This is a genomic window from Pseudomonas sp. PICF6, assembly GCF_009831705.1.
GTDB lineage: Bacteria > Pseudomonadota > Gammaproteobacteria > Pseudomonadales > Pseudomonadaceae > Aquipseudomonas > Aquipseudomonas rhizophila.
In genome coordinates this window covers 348,959-361,510 of sequence record NZ_WUUD01000033.1, presented here as the reverse complement: position 1 = coordinate 361,510, position 12,552 = coordinate 348,959, and the positions used below count along the sequence as shown (strand labels likewise).

Annotated in this window: 11 protein-coding genes; 2 read left to right on the top strand and 9 right to left on the bottom strand. The window is 60.0% G+C overall.

Features of this window, described 5'->3' with window-relative positions:
- From GSM73_RS24380 to GSM73_RS24360, 5 genes are all read right to left on the bottom strand, one after another.
- On the bottom strand, window positions 1–600 hold a 600-nt coding region (locus GSM73_RS24380; RefSeq protein ID WP_160894094.1), incomplete at its 3' end, for a hypothetical protein.
- A 468-nt stretch (window positions 601–1,068) separates the two neighbouring features.
- Window positions 1,069–1,830 (bottom strand): L-cystine ABC transporter ATP-binding protein TcyN, encoded by a 762-nt coding sequence (gene tcyN / locus GSM73_RS24375; protein ID WP_047226832.1) that lies wholly within the window; start codon window positions 1,828–1,830, stop codon window positions 1,069–1,071.
- 3 nt (window positions 1,831–1,833) lie between these two features.
- Entirely contained in the window at window positions 1,834–2,499 is a 666-nt protein-coding gene (gene tcyL / locus GSM73_RS24370) for a cystine ABC transporter permease (RefSeq protein WP_047226833.1), read from the bottom strand.
- Complete coding sequence (gene tcyJ, locus GSM73_RS24365; RefSeq protein ID WP_047226834.1) at window positions 2,499–3,293, bottom strand: cystine ABC transporter substrate-binding protein; 795 nt, start codon at window positions 3,291–3,293, stop codon at window positions 2,499–2,501. The genes tcyL and tcyJ overlap by 1 nt, the downstream gene beginning before the upstream one ends.
- Window positions 3,294–3,595: 302 nt before the next feature.
- Complete coding sequence (locus GSM73_RS24360) at window positions 3,596–4,594, bottom strand: D-cysteine desulfhydrase (protein WP_160894042.1); 999 nt, start codon at window positions 4,592–4,594, stop codon at window positions 3,596–3,598.
- Between the two features lie 490 nt (window positions 4,595–5,084).
- On the opposite strand from GSM73_RS24360, the gene betT reads away from it, so the two are divergent.
- Window positions 5,085–7,046, top strand: a complete 1,962-nt coding sequence (gene betT / locus GSM73_RS24355) for a choline transporter BetT (RefSeq protein WP_171061300.1) — start codon at window positions 5,085–5,087, stop codon at window positions 7,044–7,046.
- Window positions 7,047–7,058: 12 nt separating this feature from the next.
- Here betT and GSM73_RS24350 read toward each other — a convergent pair whose 3' ends face one another.
- On the bottom strand, window positions 7,059–7,799 hold the full coding sequence (locus GSM73_RS24350) for an SDR family oxidoreductase (protein WP_047226837.1): 741 nt from the start codon (window positions 7,797–7,799) through the stop codon (window positions 7,059–7,061).
- 272 nt (window positions 7,800–8,071) lie between these two features.
- On the opposite strand from GSM73_RS24350, the gene mgrA reads away from it, so the two are divergent.
- Entirely contained in the window at window positions 8,072–9,109 is a 1,038-nt protein-coding gene (mgrA, locus tag GSM73_RS24345) for an L-glyceraldehyde 3-phosphate reductase (RefSeq protein ID WP_047226838.1), read from the top strand.
- A 108-nt stretch (window positions 9,110–9,217) separates the two neighbouring features.
- Here mgrA and gshA read toward each other — a convergent pair whose 3' ends face one another.
- The 3 genes from gshA to GSM73_RS27945 form a co-directional block, all read right to left on the bottom strand.
- Complete coding sequence (gene gshA / locus GSM73_RS24340) at window positions 9,218–10,801, bottom strand: glutamate--cysteine ligase (protein WP_160894040.1); 1,584 nt, start codon at window positions 10,799–10,801, stop codon at window positions 9,218–9,220.
- A gap of 272 nt (window positions 10,802–11,073) precedes the next feature.
- Window positions 11,074–11,457 carry a PaaI family thioesterase gene (locus tag GSM73_RS24335; RefSeq protein WP_047226840.1) on the bottom strand — a complete coding sequence of 128 codons (384 nt, stop codon included), beginning with the start codon at window positions 11,455–11,457 and terminating at the stop codon, window positions 11,074–11,076.
- A partial coding sequence (locus tag GSM73_RS27945) for a helix-hairpin-helix domain-containing protein (RefSeq protein WP_256677080.1) occupies window positions 11,457–12,552 on the bottom strand: 1,096 nt, incomplete at its 5' end. The genes GSM73_RS24335 and GSM73_RS27945, both read right to left, overlap by 1 nt.

Here is a 12,552-nt window from a genome sequence, read left to right as displayed (position 1 = left end):
CTCCAGAATGATCTGCGGCGGTACCCAGATGTTGATCGGCTGCCCAACCTCGCAGGGCTTGATGCGGGGCAGGTCCATGCGCACGTCGCCCCAGCGCAAGGTAATCGCATCGTCAGCAGCCATGTTCAGATAGGGCTCTATGGTCAGTGGTACACCGCGTTTGACCTGACTCGGGTTCACGCCCTTGCGGCGAATGGCATCAGGAATCCGCACTGGCGCCAGGCCTTGGTTTTCATCACCGCTCAGGGCCGACGGTTGGCCACCGGGACAATCGAGCTTGACCTGCACCCGTTGCGTTGCTGACAGCGCCGGGCCGCGCCCTACTTGCATCACGCGGTAATGGATGCGCGAGGTCCCGTTTACAACGAAGCTCTCGGGTACTCGCAACGTAACGCTAGTTTGCACGTCGGCCTGGGACAACAGGCGGGAGCCGACGTAGCAGTTGTCCCAGAACAGCTCGATCAGATCGCCCGCGTCCATGCCGGGGTAAGGGGCAATTGCCACTTGCAGGTGCGCAGCGCTGGTGATGTTGATGCGGGTACGCAGAGCGTTGACCAGGGTAGGCGCAGCCAGTTCAGGAATATTCGACGTACATGTCATGGTGTTCTCCTTGATGCTTTAAAACGAAGTCCGTTTCGGGAAGATCAAAAGCGCTTAATCATCGCGATATATTTTTATTGCGCAGCATGGACCCTGTCTGCGGTTCATCGCGCAGAACTAAAATAGTTCGCATCGCCTGTGGGTCACTAGATAAGGGTTCAGCAGTTTCAGTGTCAATAGAGGAACTTGCTTAATAATTAATTGTATAAGGCTTCAGAAATGTCCTACGCATCGAAGTTAAGAATACGTTGCGTTGTGCGCCATTTTCCTCGGGTTCATTGGTTTGGAAGGGAGGTGCGGCAGGAAGTCGGATAAATAGCGTAGCCCAAAGAGAAGTGTTGCCGGAGATATGTATATACCGCACGTCAACGGGGTGGCTGTGTTAAGTCAACTGGAAGTTTCAGTTTGTTACGCTGGGCTGTTAGTTGTTCCACTTCCATCCTTGGAAGTGGGGACAATATCAATAATTTACTGGTCGCCGTGTCCGGCCGAGAGGAACTTGCTGAGGAACTGTCGAGTGCGTTCCTCCCGGGGGGCTGCAAACAAGGCCTTGGCTTCGCCTTGCTCGACGATCACACCTTTGTCGAAAAACACCACGCGGTTCGCTACGTCCCGGGCGAAGCCCATTTCGTGAGTCACAATGACCATGGTGCGCTTTTCTTCGGCCAGGCCACGAATCGTCGCCAGCACCTCGCCCACCAGCTCCGGGTCCAGGGCCGACGTTGGCTCGTCGAACAGAATCACCTCGGGCTCCATCGCCAGCGCCCTGGCAATCGCCACGCGCTGTTGCTGTCCACCGGAAAGACGCCGCGGGTAGGCGTCCTCCTTGCCCGCCAGCCCGACCTTGGCCAACAGTTTACGGCCTAAAACCTCAGCGTCGGCACGGGGGATCTTCTTCACCACCAGTGGGCCTTCGATGACGTTCTCCAGCGCGGTGCGATGGGGGAACAGATTGAAGTTCTGGAACACAAAACCCACTTGCTGGCGCAAACGACGCACCAGGTTCTGTTGCTGGTTCAGCGGGCGACTGCCATCGATTTCGATGTCGCCGACCTTGATCCGGCCACTGCTGGGTTCTTCGAGGAAGTTCAGGCAGCGCAGGAAGGTGGTCTTGCCCGAACCGCTGGGGCCGATGATCGCCACCACTTCGCCTTCTTCGATCTCCAGGTCGATGCCATTGAGCACCACTTGACCCTTGAACTGCTTTGTCAGTTTTTCCACGACAATCATGGGTCAGGACTCCTGGTCATGCCGATTGACCCGGGCTTCCAGGACGTTCTGCAGGTGCGCCAGCACGCTGGCGAGAATCCAGTAGATCAGCGCGGCGGCAAGGTACATGGTGAAGATTTCGAAAGTGCGGGCAGTGATCAACTGCGCCTGACGGAACAGCTCCGGCACCTGGATGGTCGCCGCCAGTGCGGTGTCCTTGACCAGGGAAATGAAGCTGTTGCCCAGAGGAGGCAAGGCCGTTCGCGCCGCTTGCGGCAGGATGGCCCGGCGCAGGGTCTGGGCGCGGGTCATGCCGATACTGGCCGCGGCTTCCCACTGGCCGCGCTCGATGGAGCTGATGGCGGCCCGCAGGATTTCACACGCATAGGCCGCCATGTTCAGCGAGAAGCCGATCAGCGCCGCCGGCAATGGATCCAGCTCGATGCCCAGTTGGGGCAGCCCGTAATAGATCACGAACAACTGCACCAGCAGCGGCGTGCCGCGAAAAAACGATACGTAGATGCGGGCGATCCAGCTCACCAGTTTGAAGCGCGACAGGCGCATCAATGCCAGGCCGAAGCCCAGCAGCAAGCCGAAGAACATGCCGCCCAAACTGAGGATGACCGTGTAATACGCGCCCTTGAGCAAAAAGGGCGCGGAGTCCAGCGCGAGTTGAAAAGCCTCTTCCATTATTGGGTGACGTCAGCGTTGAAGTACTTCTGCGAAATTTTCGCCAGGGTGCCGTCGGCCCGCAGTTTGTCGATGGCCTTGTTGATTGCGTCCAGCAGCTCAGGCTCGCCTTTGCGCAGGGCGATACCGGCTTCCTGGCGGGAGAACGGCTCGCCGGCTACAGCGGTGTCCTTGGCCTTGGCGGTCAGCTCCAGAGCAGCCAGCCGGTCTACCAGAATGGCGTCGATGCGGCCTACACGCAGGTCCTGGTATTTGGTTGGGTCATCGTCGTAGGTGCGGATAATAGCCTTTGGCTGGTTTTCCTTGAGCCATTGCTCATAGTTGGTGCCCAAGCCAACGCCGACTTTCTTGCCGGCCAGGTCATCGGCGGTCTTGATGGCGTCTTTGTTCTTGGTCAGAACCAGCGCCTGGATGCCGGAAACAGTGTAGGGCTGGGAGAAGTCATACTTCTTCTTGCGCTCCTCGGAGATGGTGACCTGGTTGATCACCGCGTCCAGGCGCTTGGATTCCAGCGCTGCGAGAATGCCGTCCCATTTGGTCGGTTGCAGTTTGACCTTCACGCCCAGCTCCTTGGCCAGGGCTTCGGAAAACTCCACTTCGAAACCGGCCAGCTTGCCGTCGGCGTCCACGAAACTGAACGGTGGGTAAGTGCCTTCCAGGCCGACGTTGATCACGCCCGCGTCCTTGATCTTTTGCAGCTGCTCACCGGCAACGGCCTGGCCCAGCAGGCCGGCGCTCAATGCCAGGCCCAGCGAACCCACCAACAGGTTGCGACGTAATGCGGAAAAATTCATGACAAGCCCCTGTGTTTTCTTATGAAGAGGTTATTTTGGCTGAGATAAGGCGTAGCCGCGATCCGAAAAGATTGCCACATCCTGCCTTAAAGCAGCCTGGGCGTCTCGCGGCAAATGCGCCTGTGGCGAGACTATAGGGTGGTGTTTATAGATTGGAAAATAATATTAAATCATTCAAATATTCGAGTATGGAATGAAAAAAGTCCCCTGTGAGAGCGAGCCTGCTCGCGATAACCAGTCAATGTTGTTTTGGCTGACACGGCGCTATCGCGAGCAGGCTCGCTCCCACATTGAGAACTTCACTACGCCTGGAACGCCGCGTTATACGCAAACAACGCCGGTGCGCCGCCGGTATGCAGGAAGATGATCGGGCCCTCGTCGAAGCGGTCGCGACCCACCCCATCGAGCAGGCCGGCCATCGCCTTGCCGGTGTAGACCGGGTCCAGCAACAGGCCCTCCAGGCCAGCCAGCAATTTGACTGCCGCCAGCGTACCGGCATTGGGTTCGCCGTAGCGGGGGGCGAAGTATTCATCCCACAGGTTCACCTTGAAGGCCTCTGGAAGCGATACCTCGAGCAACTGGGCGGTGCGTTCGGCCAAGCCCTGGACCTTGGGGCGCTGGTCTTCTTCGCTGCGAGACACCGTTATGCCAATCACGGGAAGTTGCCCCAGCGTTTCACTGAGCGCCAGCGTCAGGCCGCTGTGCGTCCCGGCGCTGCCCGAAGCCAGCACCACGGCAGCGAAATTCAGGCCGGTGTCCTTGATTTGCTCGGCCAGCTCAAGCCCGGCGCGTACATACCCCAGCGCACCCAGAGCGTTTGAACCGCCAATCGGTACCAGATAGGGCTTCTTCCCATTGCTGCGCAGGCGTGCGGCGAGGGCTTGCAACTGCTCGTCGGCGTTATCCAGGTTTTCTACCAATTCGACCTTGGCGTCGAACAGCTCCAGCAGCAGCCGGTTGCCGTTGCTCAGGTAGTTGCTGTCTTCGGTGCCTATGGGATTTTCCAACAGGGCCACACAGCCCAGGCCCAGCTTTGCCGCCAGCGCGGCGGTCTGGCGCACATGATTGGACTGGATCGCCCCGGCGGTGATGAGGGTGTCGGCACCTTGAGCCAGGGCGTCGGCGGCCAGGTATTCGAGCTTGCGCAGCTTGTTGCCGCCCAGCGCTAGAGGCGTCAGGTCATCGCGCTTGATATAGATATCGCGACCGAGCCAGGAGGAAAGACGGTCGAGTTTTTCCAGGGGAGTTGGATGACCGAGCAGGTCGAGACGGTTAAAGCGCGCCAGCTGTTGTTTGATCATGGGGTCGTACTGGTTGCAGGAAATCCATGGACTATAGGCACGCCGATATTGATGGGCAACCGCCAATCGTTTGCCGGGGCGTAAATGGGGACGCATGAGAGGTGAGCAGCGAAAACCTGTGGGAGCGAGCCTGCTCGCGATGGCGGTGGTTCAGTGGGTACATCCATTCGCTGACACACCGCGATCGCGAGCAGGCTCGCTCCTACAGGGGCTGTGTTATGTCTGTTGAACACTGAACGAATGCTCTCCAGGCAACGTCATACCCTCCCGTAGGCTAGCGTAGGAAACATGCCATCCAGCCGTGCGATTAGTCCTGAGCTACCTATTCATGTTTAACTTGAACGTTCATTCAAGTTAAACCGTCGGTTTGCTGCCCGCTCACAACAGGAGGCTTGCCTTTGCCGAGTCCGTTTTCGATTTTCACGATTCCGCTTTGCGGGGTACATCGCTCATGAGTGCCTCGTCCCTTCCACCCAGCGGCCTGGTCCGCATGAATCCGCCGGTTTTTTACTTTGCCGCGACCTTCATTCTGCTGTTCGGCCTGGTGGTCATCGCCGTGCCGGAGCAGGCGGGGGCCTGGCTGCTGGCGGCGCAGAACTGGGCGGCCAATACGGTCGGCTGGTATTACATGTTGGCGATGACCCTGTATCTGGTCTTCGTGGTGGTCACCGCCTTGTCCGGCTACGGCAAGATCAAGCTCGGTGCCGACCACGACGAGCCCGAATTCAGTTACCTGTCCTGGGCTGGCATGCTGTTCGCTGCCGGTATCAGCATCACGCTGTTTTTTTTCTGTGTCTCCGAACCGCTGACCCATCTGGTTCAGCCACCGCAAGGCGAGGCCGGTACCGCAGATGCCGCGCGCCAGGCCATGCAGATCCTGTTTCTGCACTGGGGCCTGCACGGCTGGGGCGTGTTTGCTTTCGTCGGCATGGCCCTGGCGTACTTTGCCTACCGGCACAATTTGCCGCTGGCCCTGCGTTCAGCGCTGTACCCGCTGATCGGTAAACGTATTAACGGTCCCATCGGCTACGCGGTGGACGGCTTCGGCATCATCGCGACCGTGTTCGGCCTCGGCGCGGACATGGGGTTTGGGGTGCTGCATCTCAATTCCGGGCTCGATTACCTGTTCGGCATCGCCCATACCCAGTGGATTCAGGTCGGCCTGATCGTGCTGATGATGGGCGCGGCAATCATTGTGGCGGTGGCCGGTGTCGATAAAGGCGTGCGGGTCATGTCCGACATCAACATGCTGCTGGCCTGCGCATTGCTGCTGTTCGTGCTGTTTGCCGGACCTACCCAGCATTTGCTCAACACGTTGATCCAGAACATCGGCGATTATCTCGGCGCCCTGCCGATGAAGAGTTTTGACGTGTATGCCTACGACGAGCCCAGCGACTGGCTGGGCGGCTGGACGGTGTTCTACTGGGCCTGGTGGATTGCGTGGTCGCCGTTCGTGGGGTTGTTCATTGCGCGCATTTCCCGTGGGCGCACTATCCGTGAGTTCGTGTTTGGCGTGCTGCTGATTCCCCTTGGCTTCACCCTGGCGTGGATGTCGATCTTCGGTAACAGCGCCATTGACCAAGTGCTGAACCACGGCATGAGTGCCCTGGGTATGTCGGCCCTGGAAAACCCGTCGATGAGCCTTTATTTGCTGCTGGAAACCTATCCATGGAGCAAGACCGTCATCGCGGTCACCGTGTTTATCAGTTTTGTGTTCTTCGTCACGTCAGCCGACTCCGGCACCGTGGTGCTTTCCACGTTGTCGGCCAAGGGCGGCAACCCCGATGAAGACGGGCCCAAATGGCTGCGGGTGTTCTGGGGAGCGATGACTGCCCTGGTGACCAGCGCATTGCTGTTCTCCGGCAGTATCGATGCCTTGAAGTCGGCAGTGGTGCTGACGTCCTTGCCGTTCTCGCTGATTCTGCTGCTGATGATGTGGGGTCTGCACAAGGCGTTTTACCTCGAGTCCCAGAAGCAGATTGCGCAGTTGCATTCGCTGGCGCCGGTGTCGGCTTCTCGACGGGGTACGGGCGGCTGGCGACAGCGCTTGAGTCAGGCGGTGCATTTCCCGTCCCGCGATGAGGTGTACCGTTTTCTCGACACCACGGTGCGCCCGGCCATCGAAGAGGTGAAGGCGGTGTTCGCCGAGAAAGGTCTGACAGTGGTGACCCAGCCAGACCCGGCCAACGACAGCGTCAGCCTGGAGATCGGCCACGGCGAGCAGCATCCGTTCATCTACCAGGTGCAGATGCGCGGCTACTTCACGCCGTCCTTCGCCCGCGGCGGCATGGGCTCCAAGGAACTCAACAACCGCCGTTACTACCGCGCCGAAGTGCACCTGAGCGAAGGCAGCCAGGACTACGATCTGGTGGGTTATACCAAGGAGCAGGTCATCAACGACATCCTCGACCAATACGAGCGGCACATGCAGTTCCTGCACCTGGTGCGCTGATCAGGCGAAACCTCAGACCAGGCCGCCGTTGGCTCGCAGGATTTGCCCGTTCACCCAGCCGGCGGCCGGGCTGACCAGGAAGGATATGATGCTGGCGATGTCCTCCGGCTGGCCGAGGCGTTCCAGGGGCGGCATTTTGGCGAAGTTCTGGATCTGTTCTTCGCTCTTGCCATGCAGGAACAGTTCGGTAGCAACCGGGCCGGGCGCCACGGCGTTGACCGTGATCTGGCGGCCGCGCAGTTCCTTGGCAAACACCTGTGTCAGTGACTCGACGGCGGCCTTGCTGGCGATGTACACCGAATAACCGGGCAGGTTCAGGCCAACGGTGCTGCTGGAAAAATTCACGATCCGGCCACCGTCGTTCAAACGGGTTGCGGCTTCGCGCAGGGTGTTGAAGGTGCCGCGGGTGTTGATGGCGAACGTCTGGTCGAACAACTCGTCACTGTGCTGGGCCAAGGGCATCACTTGCAGGGTACCCGCGTTATTGATCAGCACATCCACCTTGCCCAGTTGCGCTTCGGTTTCATCGAACATCCGGCGGACGTCGACGGCAGAGGACACATCTGCCTTGATCGCTATGGCTTGGTGACCGGCCTGGCGCAATTGCACCACCAGCTTCGAGGCTTCGGCGGCGCTGTTGGCGTAGTTAATGGCGACGGCATAGCCATCGAGAGCCAATTGCTTGGCGATTTCGGCACCGATGCCGCGGGAGGCGCCGGTTACGATGGCAACTTTGGCGGTTGGAGAGGGCATAAGAGGGCTCCTTTTGAAGTGGATGACGCCAGATTCACATGTTTACCCTCAGCGATAAATGCCCGACGGCTGCCTTGACTGTTCAGTAATTACAAACAATAAGCGCGCTGCATGACGCCTCGTTGATTGGCCGATGCGTGGCCAATCTGCGGCAGATCACCTGCGCCGGCATCCAGCCCCCACACCTGATATGCGAACTTTCGGCCTGACGAATGCGTCTGTGAGGTGTTAGCTTGCCCCTTGTACCAGCCACCCGAACAGAGAGCCTTTCGATGACCTACACCGCTGCCGAAAACCGCTACGAGTCCATTCCTTACCGCCGTGTCGGTCGCAGCGGGCTGGTGCTGCCGGCGCTGTCGTTGGGGTTGTGGCACAACTTCGGCGACAGCACGCCGATCGACACGCAGCGTTCGCTGCTGCGTACGGCGTTTGATCTGGGTATCAATCACTTCGACCTGGCCAACAACTACGGCCCGCCCTACGGCAGCGCCGAGATCAATTTTGGTCGGTTGCTGCGCGAAGACTTCAAGCAGTATCGCGATGAGTTGATCATCTCCAGCAAGGCCGGTTGGGACATGTGGCCGGGTCCTTACGGCCAGGGTGGTGGTTCGCGCAAGTACGTGTTGGCCAGCCTGGACCAGAGCCTGCAACGCCTGGGCCTGGACTATGTGGATATCTTCTATTCCCACCGCTTCGACCCCGACACCCCGCTGGAAGAAACTGCCAGTGCGCTGGCCACGGCTGTGCAGCAGGGCAAGGCGTTGTACATTGGCATCTCTTCGTATTCCGGGGTGAAGACTCGGGAAATGGCTGCGCTACTCAAAGAGTGGAAGGTCCCACTGCTGATCCATCAACCGGCCTACAACCTGCTCAATCGCTGGGTGGAAAAGGACCTGCTGGACGCCACCGATGAACTGGGCACGGGTGTGATTGCCTTTACGCCGTTGGCCCAGGGCCTGCTGACCGACAAGTACCTCAAAGGCATTCCGGCCGATGCGCGGGTCAATCGCCCGGGTGGTGGTTCGTTGCAGGCTTCGCACCTGTCGCAGGAGAACATCGCCCATGTACGCGCCCTCAATGAAATTGCCCAGCGTCGCGGGCAAAGCCTGGCGCAAATGGCCCTGGCCTGGACCCTGCGCGACGCACGGGTAACCTCTGCGCTGATCGGCGCCAGTCGGCCGGAGCAGATTATCGAGAACGTCGGGGCGTTGAAGAACCTGAGTTTTAGCGCTGAAGAACTGGCGCAGATCGACCGGTTTGCCCAGGAGGGCGGGATCAATCTGTGGGAGAAGCCTTCGTCGGCGGAGTAGTGACTTGAGCCAATCAGCCGATCCGCCAGAAATGGCCGGCTGTACACAAAACCCTGTGGGAGGGAGCTTGCTCCCTCCCACAGGTGTTCGCTCGTCGGCGAGGTGTGCCTAGTTACTGATTGCCAGGATGCTCGCCTGGTACGCCCCTACAAACACATCGAAATCCCCCACTTCGTTCTGCTCAAGCTCGGCTTGCTGAGCCAGGGATTGACGAGCGTTTTCTTCGAATGCGCTCTGTTCCTGGGCAGGCAACGGCTCGGCGCGGAAGAATTCGGCGTGGGCCTTGCTCTGGCGCAGGGAGAACTGGGCGAAACTTTCCTGGTGTTCTGCCATGGCCGCCAGCACTTGGGCGGAAGGCGTCAGGGACGGGTCCCGCACCTTCGCCAATTGCGCGTCCAATGCCTGGCGGTGGGCGTCGCCCCCCTGGCTCTCGTCGAGCAGCGAGGCCAATGGCGCGATCTTTTCCAGAAGCTCGATAGCCCAGGCTTGCATGTCCACCGATTGCCCTTGGCGTTGCAATTGCAAACCTGGCCGACGGCCTTCCTTGACCACGGTCAGGAAGTTGTTCGTCGCATTGCTGCATTCGTTGTTTTCCAGGAGCGGACTGTCGTTCAGACCGCAATACAGCAGGAACGCATCGAGGAAGCGCGATTCGGTGAGGTCGATGCCCATCGGCAGGAAGGGGTTGATGTCCAGGCAACGGACTTCGACGTACTGGATGCCTCGAGCCATCAACGCCTGGATCGGGCGCTCGCCGGTATAGGTCACGCGTTTTGGGCGGATGTTGGAGTAGTACTCGTTTTCGATCTGCAAAATATTGGTGTTGAGCTGCACCCACTCACCATTCTTATGCGTGCCGACTTCGACGTAGGGCGCGTACGGTGTCGCCACCGCCTTGCGCAGGCTGTCGGTATAGCTTGCCAGGTCGTTGTAGCAGGGGGTCAGGCCGGCCTGGGCGTTGCTTTGGTAACCCAGGTCGCTCATGCGCAGGCTGGTGGCGTACGGCAGGTACAAGGTGTCCGGATCCAATTGTTCCAACTGGTGCGGACGGCCGCGCAGAAAGCCGGCATCCAGAGCCGGCGAGGCACCGAACAGGTACATCAGCAACCAGCTGTAGCGACGGAAATTACGGATCAGCGCGATGTAGGCCGATGACTGGAAATCACGATCGCTCGCTTCAACGGCTTCGGCCTGACGCAGCAGCGGCCAGAGTTTTTCCGGCAGGGAAAAGTTGTAGTGGATCCCGGCGATGCATTGCATGGTCTTGCCATAGCGCAGGGCCAGACCCTGGCGGTAGACATACTTGAGCCGACCAATGTTCGAGGTGCCGTAATACGCGATCGGGATGTCTTCCTCCGCTGGCAGCGGGCACGGCATCGAAGGGCTCCACAGGTACTCGTTGCCGAGTTTGCTGTAGGCAAACCGGTGGATCTTGTCGAGGCTGTGCAAGGTATCGGCCACGTCAGCCTGGGCCGGGGTGATGAACTCCAGCAGCGACTCGGAATAGTCGGTGGTGATCTGCTCGTTGGTCAGCGCCGAGCCTAGGGCCTCGGGGTGCGGGGTCTGCGCCAGATGCCCTGTGTCCGTGACGCGCAGGCATTCACGTTCGATGCCGTGCAGGCACTGCTCGAGCAGGGAGAGGTTGGCGCGCTCGCCGAGCAGAGCCAGGCGGCGGTTTAAAAGGTCGCTCAAGTTGAATTCCTTCACGCGTCAGTCGCCCCAATATGGGGGTGGTCACGACGGTCTACAAGGGTGAAGTTAAAACTGGCGTTTTCGCCTGGTTTTTGTGTGGCCAAAGACAATTCGTCGCGGCCCCTCTGTGGGAGCGAGCCTGCTCGCGATAGCGGTATGTCGGTCAACTTTACATTGACTGGTCCACCGCTATCGCGAGCAGGCTCGCTCCCACAGGGGATATCGATGCCGCATTCGCAGCGCCGAAATTAACCCAAATCGATGACAGGGAGCTATAGGACTGCGAACGTGCCTTGTGCTTTTGCGACCAGTTTGTCGCCTTGCATCACCTCGGCCTCAACCACCAGCGTGCGCCGACCCGGGTGGATGACCCGGGCCGTGCAGAGCACCTCACCGTCGGAGACGGCGCGGATGTAGTTGATCTTGCATTCGATGGTCGCACTCTGCTGGTCAAAACCGTGGACACTGGAACAAGCCAGGCCCATGGCGATGTCCACCAGGCTGAACAGCGCGCCGCCGTGCAGCTTGCCGCCACGGTTGCGTAGCGGTGGCTCAAGGCTCAGGGCGACTTGCGCCACCCCGTCCCCCAGGCTGTGCAGACGGCAGCCGAGCAGCTTGAAAAACGCGCTTTCCACCAACCCGGCTGGCGCGTCCATCAGCGTTTCTTCAACTGCTTGGCGTTGGCGAACAGCGAGGCCATGGCGTTGTTCGCCGGGGCCGCAGTGGCGGTTTCCTTGCGCGGCGCGGTGTTCTGCGACTGGCGCGGTGTCGAGCCCGGACGAGCGCCGCGGGCACCGTCGACCTTCTCGCCCGGTGTGTCACTCATGCGCATCGACAGACCGACGCGTTTGCGCGGGATGTCGACTTCCATGACCTTCACTTTCACCACATCACCGGCCTTTACCGCTTCGCGCGGGTCCTTGATGAACTTCTCCGACAAGGCGGAGATGTGCACCAGACCATCCTGATGCACGCCGATGTCGACGAAGGCCCCGAAATTGGTGACGTTGGTCACCACGCCTTCGAGGATCATGCCCGGCTGCAGGTCCTTGAGGTCTTCGACGCCGTCCTGGAACTCGGCGGTCTTGAACTCGGGGCGTGGGTCGCGGCCGGGTTTCTCCAGTTCCTGAAGAATGTCGGTCACGGTGGGCAGGCCGAAGGTTTCGTCGGTGAATTTTTTCGGGTCCAGGCGCTTGAGGAACGCGGCGTCACCGATCAACGAGCGGATGTCGCGGTCGGTCTGGGCGGCGATGCGTTGCACCAGCGGATAGGCCTCAGGGTGGACAGCCGACGAATCCAGCGGGTTGTCGCCGTTCATGACGCGCAGGAAACCGGCGGCCTGTTCGAAGGTTTTTTCACCCAGGCGCGGGACTTTCTTCAATGCGGCGCGGGTCTTGAACGCACCGTGTTCGTCGCGGTGGGTGACGATGTTCTGCGCCAGCGTGGCGTTGAGGCCGGAGATGCGCGCCAGCAGCGCTACCGAAGCGGTGTTCACGTCCACGCCCACGGCGTTCACGCAATCCTCCACGACGGCGTCCAGGCCCCGGGCCAGTTTCAACTGGGAAACGTCGTGCTGGTACTGGCCGACACCGATGGATTTCGGATCGATCTTCACCAGTTCCGCCAGCGGGTCCTGCAGGCGACGGGCGATGGACACCGCCCCGCGAATCGACACGTCCAGGTCCGGGAACTCCTTGGAGGCCAGTTCCGACGCCGAATAAACCGAAGCGCCGGCCTCGGAAACCATGACC

Coding starts and splice junctions, on each gene's coding strand:
- tcyN (WP_047226832.1), bottom strand. CDS start 1,830: ATGATTGTCGTGGAAAAACTGACAAAGCAGTTCAAGGGTCAAGTGGTG.
- tcyL (WP_047226833.1), bottom strand. CDS start 2,499: ATGGAAGAGGCTTTTCAACTCGCGCTGGACTCCGCGCCCTTTTTGCTC.
- tcyJ (WP_047226834.1), bottom strand. CDS start 3,293: ATGAATTTTTCCGCATTACGTCGCAACCTGTTGGTGGGTTCGCTGGGC.
- GSM73_RS24360 (WP_160894042.1), bottom strand. CDS start 4,594: ATGATCAAACAACAGCTGGCGCGCTTTAACCGTCTCGACCTGCTCGGT.
- betT (WP_171061300.1), top strand. CDS start 5,085: ATGAATCCGCCGGTTTTTTACTTTGCCGCGACCTTCATTCTGCTGTTC.
- GSM73_RS24350 (WP_047226837.1), bottom strand. CDS start 7,799: ATGCCCTCTCCAACCGCCAAAGTTGCCATCGTAACCGGCGCCTCCCGC.
- mgrA (WP_047226838.1), top strand. CDS start 8,072: ATGACCTACACCGCTGCCGAAAACCGCTACGAGTCCATTCCTTACCGC.
- GSM73_RS24335 (WP_047226840.1), bottom strand. CDS start 11,457: ATGGACGCGCCAGCCGGGTTGGTGGAAAGCGCGTTTTTCAAGCTGCTC.